This window comes from Caballeronia sp. AZ10_KS36 (assembly GCF_023631105.1).
Lineage (GTDB): Bacteria > Pseudomonadota > Gammaproteobacteria > Burkholderiales > Burkholderiaceae > Caballeronia.
Genome location: NZ_JALQDQ010000018.1, coordinates 255,337 through 274,659, shown reverse-complemented (window position 1 = coordinate 274,659; position 19,323 = coordinate 255,337). Strand labels below are relative to the sequence as shown.

The 19,323-nt window shown below is 64.5% G+C and carries 23 protein-coding genes; 13 read left to right on the top strand and 10 right to left on the bottom strand.

The annotated features are described in order from the left end of the window. Nucleotides 1-37 precede the first annotated feature (37 nt). A complete protein-coding gene (locus NCR35_RS11475; protein ID WP_250534716.1) occupies nucleotides 38-1,177 on the top strand; it encodes a PA0069 family radical SAM protein in 1,140 nt (379 codons plus the stop codon). A gap of 2 nt (nucleotides 1,178-1,179) precedes the next feature. On the opposite strand, the gene NCR35_RS11470 is transcribed toward NCR35_RS11475, so the two are convergent. Beyond that, nucleotides 1,180-1,683 carry a TM2 domain-containing protein gene (locus NCR35_RS11470; RefSeq protein ID WP_250534437.1) on the bottom strand — a complete coding sequence of 168 codons (504 nt, stop codon included), beginning with the start codon at nucleotides 1,681-1,683 and terminating at the stop codon, nucleotides 1,180-1,182. Nucleotides 1,684-1,884: 201 nt separating this feature from the next. Here NCR35_RS11470 and rpsP point away from each other — a divergent pair, with 201 nt between their 5' ends. The 6 genes from rpsP (at nucleotide 1,885) to NCR35_RS11440 (ending at nucleotide 6,129) form a co-directional block, all read left to right on the top strand. Beyond that, the gene (rpsP, locus tag NCR35_RS11465) at nucleotides 1,885-2,139 is read left to right on the top strand and encodes a 30S ribosomal protein S16 (protein WP_175944588.1); all 255 of its coding nucleotides are present in this window, start codon (nucleotides 1,885-1,887) and stop codon (nucleotides 2,137-2,139) included. Nucleotides 2,140-2,231: 92 nt separating this feature from the next. Next, nucleotides 2,232-2,963, top strand: coding sequence for a ribosome maturation factor RimM (rimM, locus tag NCR35_RS11460; RefSeq protein WP_250534715.1), 732 nt, complete (start codon nucleotides 2,232-2,234; stop codon nucleotides 2,961-2,963). A gap of 28 nt (nucleotides 2,964-2,991) precedes the next feature. Then, complete coding sequence (gene trmD, locus NCR35_RS11455; RefSeq protein ID WP_250534436.1) at nucleotides 2,992-3,762, top strand: tRNA (guanosine(37)-N1)-methyltransferase TrmD; 771 nt, start codon at nucleotides 2,992-2,994, stop codon at nucleotides 3,760-3,762. A 134-nt stretch (nucleotides 3,763-3,896) separates the two neighbouring features. Further along, nucleotides 3,897-4,286, top strand: a complete 390-nt coding sequence (gene rplS, locus NCR35_RS11450; RefSeq protein WP_159836713.1) for a 50S ribosomal protein L19 — start codon at nucleotides 3,897-3,899, stop codon at nucleotides 4,284-4,286. Between the two features lie 146 nt (nucleotides 4,287-4,432). Further along, a complete protein-coding gene (locus NCR35_RS11445) occupies nucleotides 4,433-5,089 on the top strand; it encodes a CoA pyrophosphatase (protein WP_250534714.1) in 657 nt (218 codons plus the stop codon). A 101-nt stretch (nucleotides 5,090-5,190) separates the two neighbouring features. Continuing rightward, nucleotides 5,191-6,129 (top strand): CobD/CbiB family protein, encoded by a 939-nt coding sequence (locus NCR35_RS11440; RefSeq protein ID WP_250534435.1) that lies wholly within the window; start codon nucleotides 5,191-5,193, stop codon nucleotides 6,127-6,129. A 3-nt stretch (nucleotides 6,130-6,132) separates the two neighbouring features. Here the strand turns inward: NCR35_RS11440 and NCR35_RS11435 are convergent, their stop codons facing one another. The 3 genes from NCR35_RS11435 to NCR35_RS11425 are packed head-to-tail and all read right to left on the bottom strand — an operon-like array spanning nucleotide 6,133 to nucleotide 8,653. Continuing rightward, the gene (locus NCR35_RS11435) at nucleotides 6,133-6,456 is read right to left on the bottom strand and encodes a putative signal transducing protein (RefSeq protein ID WP_244846964.1); all 324 of its coding nucleotides are present in this window, start codon (nucleotides 6,454-6,456) and stop codon (nucleotides 6,133-6,135) included. Next, nucleotides 6,453-7,388: a ribosome small subunit-dependent GTPase A gene (rsgA, locus tag NCR35_RS11430; RefSeq protein ID WP_250534434.1), complete on the bottom strand. Its 936-nt coding sequence runs from the start codon at nucleotides 7,386-7,388 to the stop codon at nucleotides 6,453-6,455. Before rsgA ends, NCR35_RS11435 begins: the two co-directional genes overlap by 4 nt. Next, nucleotides 7,385-8,653 (bottom strand): M48 family metallopeptidase, encoded by a 1,269-nt coding sequence (locus tag NCR35_RS11425; protein WP_250534433.1) that lies wholly within the window; start codon nucleotides 8,651-8,653, stop codon nucleotides 7,385-7,387. Before NCR35_RS11425 ends, rsgA begins: the two co-directional genes overlap by 4 nt. Nucleotides 8,654-8,782: 129 nt before the next feature. On the opposite strand from NCR35_RS11425, the gene orn reads away from it, so the two are divergent. Continuing rightward, nucleotides 8,783-9,403, top strand: coding sequence for an oligoribonuclease (orn, locus tag NCR35_RS11420; protein ID WP_250534432.1), 621 nt, complete (start codon nucleotides 8,783-8,785; stop codon nucleotides 9,401-9,403). On the opposite strand, the gene mog is transcribed toward orn, so the two are convergent. Then, nucleotides 9,400-10,020: a molybdopterin adenylyltransferase gene (gene mog, locus NCR35_RS11415; protein WP_244846960.1), complete on the bottom strand. Its 621-nt coding sequence runs from the start codon at nucleotides 10,018-10,020 to the stop codon at nucleotides 9,400-9,402. The genes orn and mog overlap by 4 nt on opposite strands. Continuing rightward, nucleotides 10,010-10,624, bottom strand: coding sequence for a ribosome biogenesis factor YjgA (gene yjgA, locus NCR35_RS11410; protein ID WP_250534431.1), 615 nt, complete (start codon nucleotides 10,622-10,624; stop codon nucleotides 10,010-10,012). Before yjgA ends, mog begins: the two co-directional genes overlap by 11 nt. A 227-nt stretch (nucleotides 10,625-10,851) precedes the next feature. On the opposite strand from yjgA, the gene pmbA reads away from it, so the two are divergent. Next, the gene (gene pmbA / locus NCR35_RS11405; RefSeq protein WP_250534430.1) at nucleotides 10,852-12,222 is read left to right on the top strand and encodes a metalloprotease PmbA; all 1,371 of its coding nucleotides are present in this window, start codon (nucleotides 10,852-10,854) and stop codon (nucleotides 12,220-12,222) included. An 89-nt stretch (nucleotides 12,223-12,311) separates the two neighbouring features. Here the strand turns inward: pmbA and NCR35_RS11400 are convergent, their stop codons facing one another. Continuing rightward, entirely contained in the window at nucleotides 12,312-12,809 is a 498-nt protein-coding gene (locus NCR35_RS11400) for a dihydrofolate reductase (protein ID WP_250534429.1), read from the bottom strand. Between the two features lie 98 nt (nucleotides 12,810-12,907). After that, a complete protein-coding gene (locus NCR35_RS11395; RefSeq protein WP_250534428.1) occupies nucleotides 12,908-13,105 on the bottom strand; it encodes a hypothetical protein in 198 nt (65 codons plus the stop codon). Between the two features lie 635 nt (nucleotides 13,106-13,740). Here NCR35_RS11395 and NCR35_RS11390 point away from each other — a divergent pair. Continuing rightward, nucleotides 13,741-15,120 carry a sigma-54 dependent transcriptional regulator gene (locus NCR35_RS11390; RefSeq protein ID WP_250534427.1) on the top strand — a complete coding sequence of 460 codons (1,380 nt, stop codon included), beginning with the start codon at nucleotides 13,741-13,743 and terminating at the stop codon, nucleotides 15,118-15,120. Between the two features lie 149 nt (nucleotides 15,121-15,269). Beyond that, nucleotides 15,270-16,241, top strand: a complete 972-nt coding sequence (locus NCR35_RS11385; protein ID WP_250534426.1) for a thymidylate synthase — start codon at nucleotides 15,270-15,272, stop codon at nucleotides 16,239-16,241. 50 nt (nucleotides 16,242-16,291) lie between these two features. On the opposite strand, the gene NCR35_RS11380 is transcribed toward NCR35_RS11385, so the two are convergent. Further along, nucleotides 16,292-17,035, bottom strand: a complete 744-nt coding sequence (locus tag NCR35_RS11380; RefSeq protein ID WP_250534425.1) for an ArsR/SmtB family transcription factor — start codon at nucleotides 17,033-17,035, stop codon at nucleotides 16,292-16,294. Nucleotides 17,036-17,170: 135 nt separating this feature from the next. Between NCR35_RS11380 and NCR35_RS11375 the strand changes: the two genes are divergently transcribed. Then, the gene (locus NCR35_RS11375; protein ID WP_250534424.1) at nucleotides 17,171-17,314 is read left to right on the top strand and encodes a hypothetical protein; all 144 of its coding nucleotides are present in this window, start codon (nucleotides 17,171-17,173) and stop codon (nucleotides 17,312-17,314) included. 53 nt (nucleotides 17,315-17,367) lie between these two features. Continuing rightward, nucleotides 17,368-17,883 carry an acyl-CoA thioesterase gene (locus tag NCR35_RS11370; RefSeq protein ID WP_175944551.1) on the top strand — a complete coding sequence of 172 codons (516 nt, stop codon included), beginning with the start codon at nucleotides 17,368-17,370 and terminating at the stop codon, nucleotides 17,881-17,883. Between the two features lie 30 nt (nucleotides 17,884-17,913). Here NCR35_RS11370 and fumC read toward each other — a convergent pair whose 3' ends face one another. Further along, entirely contained in the window at nucleotides 17,914-19,320 is a 1,407-nt protein-coding gene (gene fumC / locus NCR35_RS11365; protein WP_250534423.1) for a class II fumarate hydratase, read from the bottom strand. Between the last annotated feature and the right edge of the window lie 3 nt (nucleotides 19,321-19,323).

The window sequence follows — 19,323 nt, the reverse complement described above, 5'->3', positions numbered from 1 at the left end:
TTTGTACAGTACTTTACGACGCAATTCTGTGACCGCAATGCCCACGCCGCACGATGAATTTGCTGTCGCGCCGCCTTCGCCGCTGAAGGGGCGCGGCGCTGTGTCCAATCTTCAGGGGCGCTACGAGAAGGACGAGCGCGAGCGCGTCGACGACGGCTGGACGCACGAAACCGACGACGACGAAGGCTCGCCGCCGCTGCGCACGCAGGTTTTCGAGGAACGCGCGAAGAGCATTCTCACGCGCAACAACTCGCCGGACATCCCATTCACGGTTTCGCTGAACCCGTACCGCGGCTGTGAACACGGCTGCATCTACTGCTTCGCGCGCCCGACTCACAGCTATCTCGGCCTTTCGCCCGGGCTGGATTTCGAGAGCCGCATCTACGCGAAAATCAACGCAGGAGAATTGCTCGAGCGCGAACTGGCGAAGCCGAGCTACCAGCCGGATTCCATCGCGCTCGGCGTGAATACCGACGCGTATCAGCCGGTCGAGCGCGATCTGAAGCTGACGCGGCGGGTGATCGAGATTCTGCACGACTGCGGGCATCCGTTCGGGGCGATCACGAAGTCGTCGCTGATCGAACGCGATATCGACCTGCTCGCGCCCATGGCCGAGCGCAAGCAGTTCATGGCGGCGATCACCGTCACGACGCTCGATGCCGACATCGCGCGCACGCTGGAGCCGCGCGCCGCCACGCCGTCGCGCCGGCTAAGGACCATTCGCACGCTCGCCGACGCGGGCATTCCGGTCGGCGTCAGCATCGCGCCGGTGATCCCGTTCGTCACGGAACCCGACCTCGAGCGCGTGCTCGAAGCGTGCGCGGAGGCGGGCGCGACCACGGCGAGCTATATCGTGCTGCGCTTGCCGTGGGAAGTCGCGCCGCTTTTCAAGGACTGGCTCGCCGCGCATTTCCCGGATCGCGCGGACCGTGTGATGAGCCGCGTGCGCGACATGCGCGGCGGCAAGGACTACGACTCGGACTTCGCCACGCGCATGAAGGGCGAGGGCCTGTGGGCGGACATGCTGAAACAGCGCTTTAGTCAGGCGACGAAGCGGCTGGGTTTGAATCTGCGCAATCGCGGCATTCTGGATATGTCGGAGTTCCAGCGGCCAGCGAGCGGCAAGGTCCAGCGGGCGGCGCTGCCTGCCGCTGGCGGCCAGCTGGATCTATTCTGACCTTATTGCGACAACGTCTTGGCGGCTTCCACCTGGCCTTCGAAATACGTCTGGAACGTCAGGGCGAGGCCGGTCATCAACAGGAACGCGCCGATCAGCAGCGAGAAGATCACCACGAAGATCACCGTCCAGCCCGAGTGGCTTTGACGGCCGGTATGGGCGTTGAACTGCGCGTCCCACTTCGCGTCGGGCCGCAGTCCGTAGACGATTGCCGAGAGAAACGCCGCGAGCAGCGACACCGCGCCCGGCAGGGCGAGCGCCCAGCCGAGCACCGACGTACGCTCGGTCGCGGCGAGCAGCAGATAGCCGACCGCGCCCATCGCGATCCCGACGATATGCGCCCAGCCGTACTTGTCGCGCATGCCATATAGATAGAAGCGGTGCAGGCCGATGCTGCCGAACAGAAACGCGAGCGCGGCGGTCAGCGTTTTCGAACGGAAGTAGGGCGGAGCCGCCTTGCCGGCAGGCTTCGAGTCGGACGGCGCGGCAACGGACGAGGAAGTCATCTTGGAGAGCGGTAATCAGTGCAGATTCGCCATTTTACGATGCGGCGCGCGGCGTAGACAGAACGCGACATTTGGCTCGCGGCGGCTCCCGGCGCCGCCCGTTGCCAGCAAAAAATGCGTTAAGTGTTTGTTAGGGCTTCGGATTCCCGTTATAATCGCGTGTTCTGGTAGTTCCGAACCCCGGTTTTCAAGGATTTCAGCATGGTCATCATCCGCTTGGCTCGTGGCGGCTCGAAGAAGCGCCCGTTCTACAACATCGTCGCAACCGATTCGCGTAGCCGTCGTGACGGCCGCTTCATCGAGCGCGTGGGTTTCTACAACCCGGTCGCCACGAAGGGCGAATCGCTGCGTATCGCTCAAGATCGCCTGACCTACTGGCAAGGCGTCGGCGCGCAACTGTCGCCGACCGTCGAGCGTCTGGTCAAGCAGTCGAAGCAAGCTCAGCCGGCTGCTTAAGCTGTCTCGCTGCTTTTCGATTGGGGCGACGCGTCACGCTTTCAAGCGTAACCGGTCGCCCGAGTCGCACATATTTGCCCAAAGGTTCGCTGATGCCCGCGCGTGATCCCCAAAACGGCCACGAGTCCGGTTCCGCCAGTCAACCGAAGCCGGGGCAACAGGAAGGTGCCGCCACGTTCGGCGCGTTCGTCCGCAAGCCGGGCGCGCGCCGCGTGGCGGCCGGCGTTTCGGGCGCAGGCAAGTCTGAAGGCGGCATTGAAGGCATCGAACCGGCGGAGAGTCTGCCGGAAGATGCAGTCGAAGTCGGCTTCATTGTGGATGCCTACGGCCTGAAGGGCTGGGTCAAGGTCATGCCGCATGCGCACGGCAAGTCGGGCGGCGACGCGCTGCTCACGGCCAAGCGTTGGTGGCTCGTCAAGAATCGCGACCGCAAGTCCGCGCGCCGTTTGCAGTCGAAGGTGCACGGAGATTCGATCGTCGCGAGTTTGGCGGGTTGCGACGACCGCGACGCCGCGCTGACGCTGAAAGGCTGCGCGGTGCATATCGCGCGGAGCGACTTTCCGAAGCTCGACGACGAAGACGAGTTCTACTGGGTCGATCTGATCGGCCTCGATGTCGAAAACGAAGCGGGCGTGGCGCTTGGCCGCGTCGCCGACATGATCGACAACGGCGCGCACTCCATCCTGCGGGTCGAGTACCCGGCCACGAACAAGGATGGCGAGCCCGTCACCGGCGAGCGGCTCATTCCGTTCGTCGGCGTGTACGTGAAGACGGTGGATCGGGCGGCGAAGCGTATCGTCGTCGACTGGGACGCCGATTATTGAAAACCATCGGCAGAACACGGAGAGGGCGATGCAGTTCGATGTCGTGACGCTCTTTCCCGAGATGTTTCGCGCGCTGACCGACTGGGGCATTACCAGCCGGGCGGTGAAGCAGGGGCGGTTCGGTCTGCGCACGTGGAATCCGCGCGATTTCACCACGGACAACTACCGCACCATCGACGACCGTCCATACGGCGGCGGCCCCGGCATGGTCATGCTGGCGCGCCCGCTGGAAGACGCGATCAATGCGGCCAGGACAGCGCAGCGCGAGCAAGGCATCGAGAACACGCGCGTCGTGATGATGTCGCCGCAAGGCGCGAAGCTCGACCATGATCGCGTGATGCGTTTCTCGCAGGAACCCGGCCTCGTGCTGTTGTGCGGCCGGTACGAAGCGATCGACCAGCGTTTGATCGATCGCGTGGTGGACGAGGAAGTGAGCCTCGGCGACTTCGTGCTCTCGGGTGGGGAATTGCCCGCCATGGCGCTGATGGACGCCGTCGTGCGCCACTTGCCCGGCGTGCTGAACGACGCGCAATCGGCGGTGCAGGACAGTTTCGTCGACGTATTGCTCGACTGTCCGCACTACACGCGCCCGGAGGAATACGAAGGCGTGCGCGTGCCGGATGTGCTGCTCGGCGGCCACCACAAGGAAATCGACGCCTGGCGCAGGCGCGAAGCATTACGCAATACGTTCATCAAGCGGCCCGATCTGATCGAGCGGGCGCGCAGCAGCAAGTTGCTGAGCCGTGCCGACGAGGCGTGGCTCGCGAGTCTCGCGAAGGACGCGTCGAAGCCGCAATAAGGTTTCGGGCGACGAGCGGGACAAAAGGGGGCGCCGACCAACATCGGCGCCGGAAGTGAACCCATCCTCTACCGGGGCCTCATTACCAGAAGTCGAGGCACACAACTCCGGCAAGATGGCACAAGGAGTCAGTAATGAATCTGATTGAACAACTCGAGAAGGAAGAGATCGCACGCGTGCTCGGCGAGAAGGCCATCCCCGACTTCGGTCCGGGCGACACGGTCGTCGTCAACGTGAACGTCGTCGAAGGTACGCGCAAGCGCGTGCAGGCTTACGAAGGCGTCGTGATCGCAAAGCGCAATCGTGGCCTGAACTCGAACTTCATCGTCCGCAAGATTTCGTCGGGCGAAGGCGTCGAGCGTACGTTCCAGACCTACTCGCCGCTGCTCGCGAGCATCGTCGTGAAGCGTCGCGGTGACGTTCGTCGCGCGAAGCTGTACTACCTGCGCGAGCGTTCGGGCAAGTCGGCTCGAATCAAGGAAAAGCTGGTCTCGAAGGACCGTGCCGCTACCGCCGCCGAGTAAGTTCTCAGCAGCGCAGTCGCACCGAAAAAAGCACCCCTCGCGGGTGCTTTTTTCTTTGCTGTGTTCAAATCGTATCTTCCTCATTCAGGCTTGAGACCGTGTCCACTGGCAAGACATCGACTCCGCGCATTCTCGAACCCGAACAGATGCCCGTCGTCTCAACGGGCGAAGCCATGCCGTCCATTCCGCCGGAGCGCCTGACGCCCGACGGACTGCGCGAACGCTTCACGAAAGAACTGGAGTGGACGCAGGAGCCGCCCGAGCAGCGCATCAAGGCGATCGGCGGCGATCCGCGCGTCGCTTCGGTGCTCGTGCCGCTCGTCGTGCGCGAGGGCGGGCTCACTGTGCTGCTGACTCAGCGCGCCGATCATCTTTCCGACCATGCCGGCCAGATCAGCTTCCCCGGCGGACGCCGCGAACCTGAAGACGCCGATGCCGCCGCCACCGCGCTACGCGAAGCGCGCGAGGAAGTCGGCCTTGGCGCGGAGCATTGCGAAGTCATCGGCGCGATGCCCGACTATCTGACCGGCACGGGCTTTCGCGTGACGCCGGTCGTCGCGCTCGTCTATCCGCCGTTCACGTTGCAGGCCGACACGAGCGAAGTCGCCGATATCTTCGAAGTGCCGCTCGCGTGGCTCATGAATCCGGCGAACCACGAAGTGCGCGTATTCCGCTGGGAGGGCGGGGAGCGTCGGTTCTTCGCCATGCCGTACACGCCGAGCGAAGGCAAGGCGCCGTACTTCATCTGGGGCGCGACGGCGGGCATGCTGCGCAATTTTTATCGCTTCCTCGCTGCACGTTAGCCACGCTCGCAACGCGCGCAGCGACCGATCGTACAAAACGCGCAGGGCGCTGTGCTATCGTTACGCGAAACTCGAATCAACCGACTGTTTCGGCGCTTCGCATGACTTTTTTCTCCGTATTGCTGGCTCTCATCATCGAGCAAGTGCGTGCCCTGTCGCCGCACAATCCTGTGTCGTCGTTGCTTCACTATCATGCGGAATCCACCGCGCACGGCTTCGATGCCGGCAAGCCGAAGCATGGCGTCGTCGCGTGGCTGCTGGTCGTATTGCCGTGGACGCTCGCGGTCGGCCTCGTCTATTACGTGCTGTATCGCATCAACTTCATTCTGGCGTTCTTGTGGAACGTCGTGATCGTGTACTTCACGCTCGGCTTTCGCCAGTTCAGCCACTATTTCACCGACATCCATCTCGCGCTCAACAACGACGACGTGCCGCGCGCGCGCGAAGTGCTGACGGAGTGGACCGGGCTCGATACCGTCGACATGCCCGTGAGCGAAATCGTGCGGCACACGCTGGTTCATGCGGTAGTCGCGTCGCATCGGCACGTGTTCGGCGTGTTCTTCTGGTTCCTTATTCCGATCGGTCCGGCGGGCGCGGTGTTCTATCGCATCGCCGAATATCTGGCGCGTGCGTGGGCGATGCCGAGCCCCGAGCGCACGGCCGAGTTCTCGTCGTTCGCGCAGCGTGCGTTCTTCGTAATCGACTGGATTCCGACGCGCCTGACCGCAATGGGCTTCGCGATTGTCGGCAACTTCGAGGACGCGATCTACGCATGGCGCAATCACGCGCGCCAGTGGCCGGACTCGAACGACGGCGTGCTGCTTGCAGCGGGCAGCGGCGCGTTGGGCGCGCGTCTCGCGGGGCCGCTCGCCGAACCGTTGAGCGTGGAAGCCCTCGCTGTCGGCGATGCAAGTCCGCTTCCTGTCGGCGACGACTGCACGCCGCGCACGCTGCAATCCGCGGTCGGGCTCGTGTGGCGCGCCGTCATCTTGTGGATGCTGCTCTTGCTGATGCTCACCATCGCGGTGTGGCTAGCCTGAGCGTCAGCCGTCGAGCGGATCGCGCTCCGTCTGACATTGCCAGCACACGGTGAACTGCGGCTCCAGCCGTTCGCCGCAATGCTTGCAGAACCAGGGCCGGGCGTTCGCGTCCGGCCCTTTTTGCGCGCGATCCAGCAGACGGCGCGCCAACGCTTCGTCGCGATCGTCGACGATCCAGATCTCAGGCGCGCACTGATCGGCCGGGATCTCGCCTAACGCACCGTTGAGATAGCGGTTGTGCAGCTCGCACGGCACGCCCGCTGTCGCCAGCACGTTCACCCAGTGTTGTGCCGTGATCAGGTTGGGCGCCCAGGTGAGCCGTTTCATCGCACGATCTGGCTGGCTTCGTGGACGAGTTGCGCGTAGAGCGCGTGGCGCTCCGGCCGGATCTTGCCGGCTTCGACCGCTTCGAGCACCGCGCACCCCGGCTCTTGCAGATGATGGCAGTTGTAAAAGCGGCAGTGGCCCAGATACGGGCGGAAGTCGGCGAATGCGCGTTCCAGCTGCCCTTCCGACAGGTGATGCAGGCCGAACTCCTGAAAGCCGGGCGAATCGATCAGCGAGCCGCCGCCGGGCAGCGTGTAGAGTCGCGTGAACGTGGTCGTGTGACGGCCGCTGTTGAGCGCCGACGAGATCTCGCGCGTGGCGGCGTCCGCATCGGGCACGAGCAGATTCACGAGCGTCGACTTCCCCATGCCGGATTGCCCGAGCAGGATCGTCGCGCGGTTGTGCAGATGCGCATCCAGTTGCGAATGCACTTCGCCCGGACGCGCCTTCGCCGATAGTTCGATCACCGTGTAGCCGAGCTCGCGATACGGCGCGAGACGTTCTCGCGCGAGCGGCAGGGCGTCCGTCACGTCGGTCTTGTTGAGCACGATGAGCGCGTCGAGCTCGTGCGCTTCGGCTGCGATGAGCGCGCGCCCGAGCAGGTCTTCGCTGAAATGCGGCTCGGTGGCGAGCACGATCAGCAATTGATCGAGATTCGCCGCGAAGAGCTTCGACTTGAACTGGTCGGAGCGGTAGAGCAGATTGCGCCGCTCGCCGATCTCGACGATCACGCCCTGATCCGCCGACGACTGTTCGTACATCACATGGTCGCCGACCGCGACGTCGCTCTTCTTGCCGCGCGGGAAGCATTGAAGCATTGCGCCGCCGTCGTCCGGCAGCACCAGATAGTGCCGGCCGTGCGCGGCGATCACCGTGCCGCGCAGGCGCGCGGCGGACGACGCGCCGGTCTTGCGCGTGGCGCGCGTCGTCATGCGGCGTGTTGCATCAGACGGTCGATGCGCTGCGAGGCGGGTGGATGCGAATAATAGAACGCGGTATAGATCGGATCGGGCGTCAGCGTCGACGCATTGTCCTCGTAGAGCTTCACGAGCGCGTTGACGAGATCCTTGGGATCGGTCTGGCTCGCGGCGAAAGCGTCGGCTTCGAATTCGTTCTTGCGCGATGTGAGGCTGCCGAGCGGCGTCACGAAGAACATGAACACGGGCAGCACGAGCATGAACAGCACGAGCGCGAGCCCGTTGTTGCCGCCGATGAGCGACGGCCGCACGCCGAGGCCTTCGTAGAACCAGACCGTCTGCACGAGCCAGCCGAGCAGCGCGAGCATCGCGAGGCTGATGCCGAACATCACGATCATCAGCTTGAGCACGTGACGGCGCTTGAAGTGGCCGAGTTCGTGCGCGAGCACCGCTTCGATCTCGCTGCCGGACAGCCGCGCGAGCAGCGTATCGAAGAACACGATGCGCTTGGCCGCGCCGAAGCCCGTGAAATACGCGTTGCCGTGCGCCGACCGGCGGCTGCCGTCCATCACGAAGAGCCCCTTGGCCGCGAAGCCCGTGCGCGACATCAGGTTTTCGATGCGCGCGCGCAGCGCCTCGTCTTTCAGCGGTTCGAACTTGTTGAAGAGCGGCGCGATGAATGTCGGGTAGATGATCATGGCGAGCAACTGGAACGCGACCCACACCATCCACGTCCACAGCCACCAGTAAGCGCCCGCGCGATCCATGAGCCACAGCGTGAGCAGGAGCAGCGGCGCGCCGATCACGACGCCGAGCAGCGTGCCCTTCACCAGATCGACGAAGAAGAGCTTCTTCGACATGCGGTTGAAGCCGAACTTTTCTTCCACGACGAAGTGGCGGATGTAGTCGAACGGCAGGTCGATGAGGCTCGTGATCGCGACGACCGACGCCACCAGCGCGATCTGCCCGAGATAGCCGCGCCCGAGCCAGCCGGAGATGGCGTTGTCGAGCGCCTGCACGCCGCCGAGCAGCGTCAGCGCGACCAGCACGACGGCGCTCGTCACGACTTCGATCATCGTGAGGCGCGTGCGCTCGATCGTGTAATCCGCCGCCCGCTGATGCGCCGCGAGCGGAATGGTGCCAGTGAACTGCGGCGGCACGCCGTTGCGGTGCGCGGCGACGTGGCGAATCTGGCGCGACGCGAGCCAGAGCTTGGTCGAGACCATCGCGGCGAGCGCCACGACGAAGATGGTCGAGAAGGCGAGCGAGAGGTGGGTCATCCGGGCATTCCGATTGAACTATGCGAGAATTATAGGTTCTTGGCCGTGTCGCCGTTGTCACATCATGCCATCGCAGTGGCTTAGCAGATGCCTTCGGCCCGCGCCTCATTCTCTTCTCAGGCGGCATCCATGACCGACTCTTCCGACCGTCCCGCAAGCGCCGACCTCGCCGCCGAATCCGCACTCGCGCGCAGCGACATGAATCTCATCTGGCTCGACATGGAAATGACCGGGCTCGATCCGGACAACGACCGCATCATCGAAATTGCCGTGGTCGTGACGAACTCGACGCTCGACAAGATGGTGGAAGGTCCGGTGCTCGCCATCCACCAGACGGAAGAAGCGCTCGAACGCATGGACGAGTGGAACCGCAACACGCACGGCCGCTCGGGGCTGATCGAGCGCGTGAAGGCGTCCTCGGTGGATGAAGCCGAAGCCACGCGGCAGATTCGCGAGTTTCTCGGCCAGTACCTGCCGCCCGGCAAGTCGCCGATGTGCGGCAACTCCATCTGCCAGGACCGCCGTTTCATGGCGCGCTGGATGCCGGAACTGGAGACGTTCTTCCACTACCGCAATCTGGACGTCAGCACGCTCAAGGAACTGTGCCGCCGCTGGCAGCCGGCCATCTACAAGGGCTTTCAGAAGCGCGCGATGCACACGGCGCTCGCCGACATTCACGAGTCGATCGACGAACTGAAGTACTACCGCGAGCACTTCCTGATTCCGGCGGCGGCGAGCAGCGCGTCTTAAACCTTCGGCGGCCGGATCGCGCTCTTCGGACGAAACGCGGCGACGACTTCCGGCAGCGTGTCGATATACGGCCCGCCGATCAGGTCGATGCAATACGGCACCGCCGCGAAGATGCCGGGCACTGTCGTCTTGCCGTCGGCGTCCTTCACGCCTTCCAGCGTCTCGCGAATCGACTTCGGCTGGCCCGGCAGATTGATGATGAGCGCGGCGTGGTCGGCGGTTTCGCGAATGACTGCCACTTGTCGCGAAAGAATGGCGGTCGGCACGAAGTTCAGGCTGATCTGGCGCATCTGTTCGCCGAAGCCGGGCATTGGCTTCGTGGCGACGGCGAGCGTGGCTTCGGGCGTCACGTCGCGGCGCGCGGGGCCGGTGCCGCCGGTGGTCAGCACGAGATCGCAGCCGAGCGTATCGACGAGTTCGATCAGCGTCGCGGAGATGGTGGCCGCGTCGTCCTGAATCAAGCGCGTTTCGGCGCGCCAGGGCGATGCCATCGCGCCGCCGAGCCACGCCTGCAGCGACGGCAAGCCCTTGTCCTCATACACGCCTTGCGACGCGCGATCGCTGATGGACACGAGCCCGACGATCAACTCATCCGGATGACTGCGCTCAGGCTTCATCTTTGCCTTCCTCGTCGCCCTCGTTGCTCTCGTCGATGTTTTCGTCTTCCTCGTCTTCCACGCCCGCCGCGTTCTTGATCCACTGGAACAGCTCGCGGTAGTAGCGCGGCGGCTTCTGCTGCTGGCGCTCCTTGCGCGCGTTGCGAATGAGCGTGCGGCCTTCCTGCGGATCGACGCCCGGATGCTCGCGAATGAAGTCGGTGAGCGCGGCGTCATCGGCGAGCAACTGCTCGCGTGCGCGCTCGATCCAGTGCAGCCGCGCCGTTTCCGCCTTGTTCACGCCGCGATGCGTGTCGAGCGCGGTGCGCAGCGCAGCGACTTCCTCTTCCGAAAGCGAGCGCATCACGCGCCCGACATACTGCAACTGGCGGCGCTTGCCCTCGTGATCCGTGATGCGGCGCGCTTCGCGCACGGCGCTGTCGAGATCTTCGTTCATCGGCATGCGCTTGAGCGCGTCTTTCGGCAGCGCGATGAGCGCTTCGCCGAGCTCTTGCAGCGCGTGCATCTCGCGCTTCAGTTGCGATTTGCTCGGGCGGTCGTAGGCCTGATCGGGCGCGTCGTCGCGATCGGCTTCCATCGGTTGAATGCGGGTTTTACGGTTCATGGCGACATTGTAGCCTGCGCTCGCGCGCGAGCCGACGCGGTCGCGACGGGTGAACGCCCGCTGTCCTTGCTATGATCGCGTGGAGAGTCGGAGCGCGTCTTGAGCGACTAAAGGCCAACAACGGGGCCAACCACAGGCGCAACAACGGGCGCGACGACAGGCGCGACATTCATGACACGGAGCGCGACGGGCGCTTGCGCGGTCAACAAAACCGAAGGCAACGACACATGGCAGCAGACATCGACGTCAGGCAACGCTTTTTTCCGCACACGCAAGACGAGTTGAAGGAGATCGCGTCGGACATCCTGCGCTACGCGAAGGAACTCGGCGCGAGCGATGCCGCCACCGAAATCTCCGAGGGCGACGGCCTCTCGGTGAGCGTGCGGCGCGGCGAAGTGGACACGATCGAGCATAACCGCGACAAGATGGTCGGCGTCACGGTGTTCATCGGCAAGAAGCGCGGCAACGCGAGCACCGCCGACTTCACGCGCGAGGCGTTGCGCGACACGGTCGCGGCGGCGTACAACATCGCGCGGTTCACGGCGGAAGACAGCGCCGCCGGGCTCGCCGAGGAAGAACTGCTCGAGAAGTCGCCGCAGGACCTCGATCTCTATCACCCGTGGGAGATCGACGCCGAAGAGGCCGCCGACATCGCGCGCCGCGCCGAGGCCGCGGCGTTCGCGGTCGACAAACGCATCACGAATTCGGAAGGCGCGAGCGTCTCGGCACAGCATTCGCAATTCGTGCTCGCGACCTCGCGCGGCTTCATGGCAGGCTATCCGTACTCGCGGCACTACATCGCATGCGCGCCGATCGCGGCGAGCGGCCGCGACATGCAGCGCGACGACTGGTACACGTCGAAGCGCGACGCCTCCGAGCTTGCCGATCCCGAAGCGGTCGGCCGCTACGCCGCCGAGCGCGCGCTCGCGCGACTGAACGCGCGCAGCCTCGACACGCGCAAGTGCCGCGTGCTGTTCGAAGCGCCGCTCGCTGCGGGCATTCTCGGCGCGTTCGTGCAGGCCGTGAGCGGCGGGGCGCTGTATCGCAAGACGACGTTTCTGGTCGACAGTCTCGGCAAGCCGGTGTTCGCGCCGCACATTCAGATCGTCGAGGACCCGCACGTGCGCGGCGGCATGGGCAGCGCGCCGTTCGACGAAGAAGGCGTGCGCACGCAGCGGCGCAACGTCGTGGAAGACGGCGTGGTGCAGGGTTATTTCCTCTCGACGTATTCGGCGCGCAAGCTCGGCATGCAGACGACCGGCAACGCGGGCGGCTCGCACAATCTGTCGATGAAAAGCACGCACACGCAGCCCGGCGACGACTTCGAAGCCATGCTGAAGAAGCTCGGCACGGGCCTTCTGCTGACCGAACTGATGGGGCAGGGCGTGAACTACGTGACGGGCGACTATTCGCGCGGCGCGTCCGGCTTCTGGGTCGAGAACGGGCAGATCCAGCATGCCGTAGAGGAAATCACGGTCGCGAGTACGCTGCAGGAGATGTTCCGCCATATCGAAGCCGTGGGCGCGGATACGGTGGTGCGCGGCACCAAGGCAATCGGTTCGGTGCTGATCGAGCGGATGACGGTGGCGGGGCAGTAAGCGCTTCCCACGCTGCTGCTGGCTAAATGAAAGGCCCCGGACGATGAACGATCGTCCGGGGCCTTAGTCGTTGAGTCGCTGCGTCGTTGTTATGCGCGACGCTCGTAAGTGACGAACGCGAACTCGAAGTCGTTGGGCGCCGCCGCGCGATGCCGCTCGCGCGACACTTCGCGCCACTGCGACGCGTCGGGCGCGGGAAAATGCGTGTTGCCGTCGAAATCGGCGTCGATTTCCGTGACGATCAGCTTGTCCGCCCGGTCGATCGCATCGCCATACAGCTGCGCGCCGCCGATCAGGAACGCTTCGGCTGCGCCGTCGGCCGTTGCAAGAGCGAGGGCTTCGTCGATGCCCGTCACGGTGTCGCAGCCTTCGAAGCGGCGGCTGGCGTCGCGCGTCACGACGATATTGCGCCGCCCCGGCAACGGCCGCCCGATGGACTCGTGCGTCTTGCGTCCCATGATGATGGGCGCGCCCATCGTCGTGCGTTTGAAGAAGGCGAGGTCTTCGGGCAGGCGCCACGGCAGTTGGTTATCGCGTCCGATCACGCCGTTGCGTGCGCGGGCGACGATGAGAGTGAGCGTCGTCATGTGCAGTCAGGAGAGTGGCGGCGCGCGCCGCCGGGCCGGGCACGAATTCTAACCGACGCGCTCGCGGCGCGGCCCGCTGCCTTCGGCAAGCGCGGGCTTCAGCCTCCGGACGCATCCTCCGCGCTGTCGCGGTGGGCAAGCGGGAGTTCCGGCGCGATCTCGTCCCACAGCGTCACGCTCGGGGTCGATGCGGGTCCGCGCCAGAAAGAGGCGTCTGAATCATTGGCCGCGCTGTCGTTGATGCGAGACCAGTTGATCGCTTCCGTCTCGCTCGCGTCCGACCGTGCATTAGCCATTGATTCAAGGCGCGGTAAATTGTGATCGAGAGCCATTGTGGACAAAGAAAATTCGAGTAATTAGTTCCGCAAGTCGGTGCAGGGAATAAAAACGCTGGGCAACGAGTATCGAAGACATTCTCACCGCACCATAAGCGTAGTGCAGGTTATAGCTAAATGCATGCCATTCTCATCAACGCCTTGTCGGGCAATGCGTCGCGGGCGAGAAGTCTGCCTGAATCAGCTAAAACTTTCGGAAAACGTTTCATGCGCGAAACGTGGGGCAAGAAAAGCCGAAAGGGCGGGCAGAATCGGTATAAGCTCTCGTCGTATATAAAGCACGACTCGAACTTGCAATAAATCCGTGCGAAGCTGGTCGCAAGCCTTAGCCAGCAAGGTTTCGCGACCAGTCAAGCCGTTTGCGACGGTATTTGTTTGCGGTGATTCTGGGTTATAGTAGTCTCTTCAATGCGGTGCTGAATCAAACCAAAAGGGTTTCGCGGAAGGCTGCCGGCGCTGTGCGCGGCACGTTCCAGGGGGCGAGGTATCGAATTGCAAGTCCGGACGCATCACCTGCGAGGGCCAAGAATTCTGCTTGAAGCGAAAGCCTGAACTACGCGACCTTTTCAACGAACGTTGAACCAAGGATCTGAATAATGGACGTCGCTCGGCGGCAACTGATCTATGTGACTCGGGACCCCAGCGAAACGCTATGCGCGCGTTTCGAGGAACGCGGCTGGCAAATCGAGATCGTGGCAAGCGCGCGAGACACGCGCAAAGCGCTGCGCAGCGACCTCGCAATGGGCGGGCTGCTCGATTTATCGGGACATTTCGAATCACACGAACTGGCGGCGTTCGAATCGTCGCTGACCATGACCAACGTGGGCTGGGTGGCGGCAACCGTCGCCGGCCAGCTCGAAGACGCTGCAGTGCGCCGGTTGATCCGCGACTACTGTTTCGACTACGTCACGCTTCCCACTTCGAACGACCGCGTGGTCGATTCGGTCGGCCACGCCTACGGCATGGTCGCGCTGCACGACGCCGCCTCGAACGACGCGCGCAGCGAAGGCCGCGCCGAGGGCGAGATGGTCGGTTCGTGCGACGCCATGCTGGCGCTCTTCCGCTCGATCCGCAAAGTCGCGATGACGGATGCGCCCGTCTTCATCTCGGGCGAATCGGGCACCGGCAAGGAACTCACCGCCGTCGCCATTCACGAGCGCTCCGCGCGCCGCGATCAGCCGTTCGTCGCGATCAACTGCGGCGCGATTCCCGCGCATCTGCTGCAATCCGAACTTTTCGGCTACGAACGCGGCGCTTTCACGGGCGCGAACCAGCGCAAGATCGGTCGCGTGGAAGCGGCCAACGGCGGCACGCTGTTCCTCGACGAAATCGGCGATCTGCCGCTCGAAAGCCAGGCGAGCCTGTTGCGCTTCCTGCAGGAGCGCAAGGTCGAGCGTCTGGGCGGCCACGGTTCCACGCCGGTGGACGTGCGCATCATTTCGGCGACGCACGTCGACATGCAGACCGCGATGATCGAAGGGCGTTTCCGCGCCGACCTGTATCACCGTCTATGCGTGCTGCAGATCGACGAGCCGCCGCTGCGCGCGCGCGGCAAGGACATCGAACTGCTCGCGAAGCACATGCTCGACCGCTTCAAGAAAGACGCGAGCCGCCGCCTGCGCGGTTTTTCGCCGGATGCGATCGCCGCCATTCACAACTACGGCTGGCCGGGCAACGTGCGGGAACTGATCAACCGCGTGCGCCGGGCCATCGTGATGTCGGAAGGGCGGCAGATCACCGCGCGCGATCTCGAACTCGGCGAATATGTCGAAGTGGCGCCGGTCTCGCTCGCTCAGGCGCGCGAAGCGGCGGAGCGGCAGGCCATCGAACTCGCGCTTCTGCGGCATCGCGGGCGGCTCGGCGACGCGGCGCACGAACTCGGCATCTCGCGCGTCACGCTGTATCGGCTGCTGAGCGCGCACGGCATGCGTCACATCGAAGTGGAGGCGCCCCCGGAACACGCCACGCGCGGCTGACCGGCGCATTGTTTCTGCTCACCGCAACGGGCGCCGCATGGCGCCCGTTCTTCTTTTCGCGAACGCCAGCGCCGAGGCGGGCCGCTTGATAAAATCGGTGGTTTCCGCCTATCTTCGCGTGGCCCGTGCCCGCATTCAAGGAACATCGAATGAAACAGTATCTCGAGCTCGTCCAGACGATCCTCGATACCGGCACGTGGCAGGAAAACCGCACGGGCATCCGCACCATCAGCATTCCGGGCGCGATGCTGCGCTTCGATCTGCAGGAGGGCTTTCCCGCCGTCACGACGAAAAAGCTCGCATTCAAGTCGGCGATCGGCGAGATGATCGGTTTTCTGCGCGCGTCGAAAAGCGCGGCGGACTTCCGCGCGCTGGGCTGCAAGGTGTGGGACGCGAACGCGAACGAAAATCCGCAGTGGCTCGAAAATCCGTATCGCCGCGGCACCGACGATCTCGGCGACGTCTACGGCGTGCAGTGGCGCAACTGGCCGGCGTACAAGCTGATCGACGCCGGCGCGGGCGACCAGATCGCCGATGCGACCAATCGCGGCTACGAACTCGTGACGAGCTTCGTCGAAAACGGGCGCGAGCAGGTGCTGCTGTACAAGGCCATCGACCAGTTGCGCCAGTGTCTGGACACCATCATCGAACGGCCGACTGACCGGCGCATTCTCTTTCACGCGTGGAATCCTGCGAAGCTCGACGAAATCGCGTTGCCCGCGTGTCATCTGCTGTATCAGTTCATCCCGAACGTGACGAAGGGCGAGATTTCGCTGTGCCTCTACATCCGCAGCAACGATGTCGGCCTCGGCACGCCGTTCAATCTGACCGAGGGCGCGGCGCTGCTGCACCTCGTCGGGCGGCTCACGGGCTATAAGCCGCGCTGGTTCACCTACTTTATCGGCGACGCGCACATCTACGAGAATCAGCTCGACATGCTCAACGAACAGTTGAAGCGCGAGCCGTATCCGCTGCCGCAGTTGATCATTTCCGATCGCGTGCCGGATTACGCGGTGACGAAGCGCTATGAGCCGGAGTGGCTGGAGAAAGTCGAGCCGAAGGACTTCGCGCTGGAAGGCTATCGGCATCACGATCCGATCAGCGCGCCGATGGCGGTCTGATCGAATCGAGAACCTTTGCAACGCGCGGCCTCGGTCGCGCGTTTTTGTTTCTAGCGTCCCGATAGAAAGCCTTCGAAATGCCGCTGTCCGGCGGGCGTCACGCGCAACACGCGGCGTTTCGCCGTGTGCTCGATCCAGCCGTGCGTTTCGCAGGCTTGGAGGTACGCCGCGCCGAGCGCGCCGCCCAAGTGCGGACGCCGCTCGCTCCAGTCGATGCACGTGCACGCAAAGCGCCGCCGCCTCGCGCGCTGCGCGGTCACGTCGATGCCCAGTTCCGCGAACGCCTGCGCCCCGTCGGGCGTGGTATCGAGCGCGGACGATTCGCGCGTCGCCGGATCGTCTTGCGGCGCCGCGAGCCAGCGCCGGGCGAGCATGCCGTCGAAGAGCCGCACGGCCAGTTCGCCCGCGAGGTGGTCGTAGCAGGTGCGCGCATAGCGCATGTCGAGCGGCACGGCGCTCGCCGGACGCTGCGGCGCGGCTTGCGGCGCGCTCGCGCGCGCGAGATTCGCGAGCGCCTCGATGGCGGCGGCGATATCCGGCGTCGCGATGCGGTAGTAGCGATGCCGCCCGCTGACTTCGAGCGCGAGCAGCCCGCCCTCGGTCAGCCGCGCGAGATGCGCGCTCGCGGCGGACGGCGAGAGGCCCGCGATCATCGTCAGTTCGCCGGCGGGACGCGCGGTGCCGTCCATCAGCGACCAGAGCATCGCGGCGCGGCCCGGATCGGCCAGCAGCGCGCCGATGCGCGAGAGGCCGGGACAATGCCGCGAACGGACGTCATCGAGAGCGGAATTCATGGCAAGGGCACGCAACGGTCGATGCCGCTACTCTAGCGCGCCCGCGCACCCGACGTTTCACATCCGCGTGAAATGTCGATGCGGCGCTCGCGGCGCTAGAATGGTCGCTCGTATCACCACGCAGCAGGAACTCGTATGTCCAAGCTCATCATCGCCGCCGCGCTCGCCGTTCTCACCCTGTGCGCGGGCTGCGCGGGCGGGCCGTCGTCATCGTCGGCGGGCGGCGGCAGCATCACGATGTACGGCACCATCGATCAGGGCGTCACCGTCCACGACTAGCCGCCAATTTTCGCGGCCTATAATCGCGGCTTCTTTCTTCGCTGCGAGCCGCCATGACCACGCCGACCCCGCCCGCCGCCTTGCGCGCAGGCCGCGCCGAAACCACCTTCCGTTTCCTTGCCGAGCCGATTTCCGTCAACTTCGGCGGCAAGGTGCACGGCGGCGCGCTCATGAAATGGATCGACGAAACGGCCTACGCCTGCGCCGCGATGTGGAGCGGACGCTACGCGGTGACGGTGAGCGTCGGCAACATCCGTTTCAGGCGGCCGATTCTCGTCGGCAATCTCGTCGAGTTGCGCGCGCGCGTGGTGCTGACGGGCCGCACCAGCATGCACATTCACGTCTCGGTGCACGCGGGAGATCCGAAAGTCGGCGAACTGGAGCAGACCACCGACTGCCTGATGGTGTTCGTCGCCGTCGACGAAAAGGGGCAGCCCACGCCGGTGCCGGCGTTCGTGCCCGAATCGGAAGAAGAAAAACGTCTCGCGAAATACGCGATGGACGTGAAAGACGCGCTCGATGCAATCGTCGAACTGAAGCCGGAAGAAGTGGCGGCGGGCAAGGTCTGACGCCGCCGCGTTCCTTCACGTCGTACGCGCTTATTTGCTGCCCACCATCTCGTGCGGCTTCACCCACTCGTCGAACTGCTGCTCGGTCACGTGTCCGAGCGCGAGCGCCGCGGCCTTGAGCGTCGTGCCTTCCTTGTGCGCTTTCTTCGCGATCTGCGCGGCCTTGTCGTAGCCGATGTGCGGATTGAGCGCCGTCACCAGCATCAGCGATTCGTTGAGCAGGCTGTCGATGCGCTGCTGATTCGCCTCGATGCCCACCGCGCAGTTGTCGTTGAAGCTCTGCGCGCCGTCCGCGAGCAGGCGGATGGACTGCAGCACGTTATGCGCGATCATCGGCCGGAACACGTTCAGCTCGAAATTGCCGCTCGCGCCGCCGAAGTTCACCGCGACGTCGTTGCCGAACACCTGGCAGCAAAGCATGGTCACGGCTTCGGACTGCGTCGGGTTCACCTTGCCGGGCATGATGGAACTGCCCGGCTCGTTCTCCGGAATCGATAGTTCGCCGAGGCCGCAGCGCGGGCCGCTCGCGAGCCAGCGAATGTCATTGGCGATCTTCATCATGCTCGCCGCGACGGTCTTCAGCGCGCCGTGCGCGGCGACGAGCGCGTCGGCGGCGGCCATCACTTCGAATTTGTTCGGCGCGGTTTCGAACGGCAGGCCGGTCAGCTTGCCGATGGTCTGCGCCACTTTCACCGCGAACTCCGGATGCGCGTTCAGACCCGTGCCGACCGCCGTGCCGCCCTGCGCGAGTTGATAGAGATGCGGCAGCGTCGCTTCGACGTGGCGGATGCCCTGATCGAGCTGCGCGACGTAGCCGGAGAACTCCTGACCGAGCGTGAGCGGCGTCGCGTCCTGCAAGTGCGTGCGGCCGATCTTCACGATATCCGCGAACTGCTTCGCCTTCTTGTCGAGCGTCTCGCGCAGCGTCTTGAGCGACGGCACCAGATGCTTGACGATCGCATACGCGGCGGCGACGTGCATCGCGGTCGGGAACACGTCGTTGGACGACTGGCCGCGGTTCACGTCATCGTTCGGATGCACGAGGCGCTCTTCGCCGCGCGGCCCGCCGAGCAGCTCACTCGCGCGATTGGCGATCACCTCGTTCAAGTTCATGTTCGTCTGCGTGCCGGAACCCGTCTGCCACACGGCGAGCGGAAATTCGTCCGGATGCTTGCCGTCGATGATCTCGTCGGCGGCCTGCATGATCGCCTGCGCCTTCTTTGCGTCGAGCACCTTCAGGTCCTGATTCACCTCGGCGGCGGCGCGCTTGATGATCGCGAGCGCGGTGATGAGTTCGGGCGACTGCTTTTCCGTCGATATCTTGAAGTTCTGCAACGACCGCTGCGTCTGCGCGCCCCAGAGCTTGCCGTTGGGCACGGCGATCTCGCCGAACGTGTCCTTCTCCATGCGTACATCGCCCTGTGCGTTCTGTGTCATGGC

What these genes read in the sequence shown, in the direction of transcription:
- NCR35_RS11445 (WP_250534714.1), top strand. Translation starts at nt 4,433, where the DNA reads ATGCCCGTCGTCTCAACGGGCGAAGCCATGCCGTCCATTCCGCCGGAG.
- orn (WP_250534432.1), top strand. Translation starts at nt 8,783, where the DNA reads ATGACCGACTCTTCCGACCGTCCCGCAAGCGCCGACCTCGCCGCCGAA.
- NCR35_RS11375 (WP_250534424.1), top strand. Translation starts at nt 17,171, where the DNA reads ATGTCCAAGCTCATCATCGCCGCCGCGCTCGCCGTTCTCACCCTGTGC.
- mog (WP_244846960.1), bottom strand. Translation starts at nt 10,020, where the DNA reads ATGAAGCCTGAGCGCAGTCATCCGGATGAGTTGATCGTCGGGCTCGTG.
- NCR35_RS11400 (WP_250534429.1), bottom strand. Translation starts at nt 12,809, where the DNA reads ATGACGACGCTCACTCTCATCGTCGCCCGCGCACGCAACGGCGTGATC.
- NCR35_RS11440 (WP_250534435.1), top strand. Translation starts at nt 5,191, where the DNA reads ATGACTTTTTTCTCCGTATTGCTGGCTCTCATCATCGAGCAAGTGCGT.
- NCR35_RS11475 (WP_250534716.1), top strand. Translation starts at nt 38, where the DNA reads ATGCCCACGCCGCACGATGAATTTGCTGTCGCGCCGCCTTCGCCGCTG.
- NCR35_RS11470 (WP_250534437.1), bottom strand. Translation starts at nt 1,683, where the DNA reads ATGACTTCCTCGTCCGTTGCCGCGCCGTCCGACTCGAAGCCTGCCGGC.
- rplS (WP_159836713.1), top strand. Translation starts at nt 3,897, where the DNA reads ATGAATCTGATTGAACAACTCGAGAAGGAAGAGATCGCACGCGTGCTC.
- NCR35_RS11380 (WP_250534425.1), bottom strand. Translation starts at nt 17,035, where the DNA reads ATGAATTCCGCTCTCGATGACGTCCGTTCGCGGCATTGTCCCGGCCTC.
- NCR35_RS11385 (WP_250534426.1), top strand. Translation starts at nt 15,270, where the DNA reads ATGAAACAGTATCTCGAGCTCGTCCAGACGATCCTCGATACCGGCACG.
- NCR35_RS11425 (WP_250534433.1), bottom strand. Translation starts at nt 8,653, where the DNA reads ATGACCCACCTCTCGCTCGCCTTCTCGACCATCTTCGTCGTGGCGCTC.
- trmD (WP_250534436.1), top strand. Translation starts at nt 2,992, where the DNA reads ATGCAGTTCGATGTCGTGACGCTCTTTCCCGAGATGTTTCGCGCGCTG.
- NCR35_RS11395 (WP_250534428.1), bottom strand. Translation starts at nt 13,105, where the DNA reads ATGGCTAATGCACGGTCGGACGCGAGCGAGACGGAAGCGATCAACTGG.
- fumC (WP_250534423.1), bottom strand. Translation starts at nt 19,320, where the DNA reads ATGACACAGAACGCACAGGGCGATGTACGCATGGAGAAGGACACGTTC.
- rsgA (WP_250534434.1), bottom strand. Translation starts at nt 7,388, where the DNA reads ATGACGACGCGCGCCACGCGCAAGACCGGCGCGTCGTCCGCCGCGCGC.
- NCR35_RS11390 (WP_250534427.1), top strand. Translation starts at nt 13,741, where the DNA reads ATGGACGTCGCTCGGCGGCAACTGATCTATGTGACTCGGGACCCCAGC.
- yjgA (WP_250534431.1), bottom strand. Translation starts at nt 10,624, where the DNA reads ATGAACCGTAAAACCCGCATTCAACCGATGGAAGCCGATCGCGACGAC.
- pmbA (WP_250534430.1), top strand. Translation starts at nt 10,852, where the DNA reads ATGGCAGCAGACATCGACGTCAGGCAACGCTTTTTTCCGCACACGCAA.
- rimM (WP_250534715.1), top strand. Translation starts at nt 2,232, where the DNA reads ATGCCCGCGCGTGATCCCCAAAACGGCCACGAGTCCGGTTCCGCCAGT.
- rpsP (WP_175944588.1), top strand. Translation starts at nt 1,885, where the DNA reads ATGGTCATCATCCGCTTGGCTCGTGGCGGCTCGAAGAAGCGCCCGTTC.
- NCR35_RS11435 (WP_244846964.1), bottom strand. Translation starts at nt 6,456, where the DNA reads ATGAAACGGCTCACCTGGGCGCCCAACCTGATCACGGCACAACACTGG.
- NCR35_RS11370 (WP_175944551.1), top strand. Translation starts at nt 17,368, where the DNA reads ATGACCACGCCGACCCCGCCCGCCGCCTTGCGCGCAGGCCGCGCCGAA.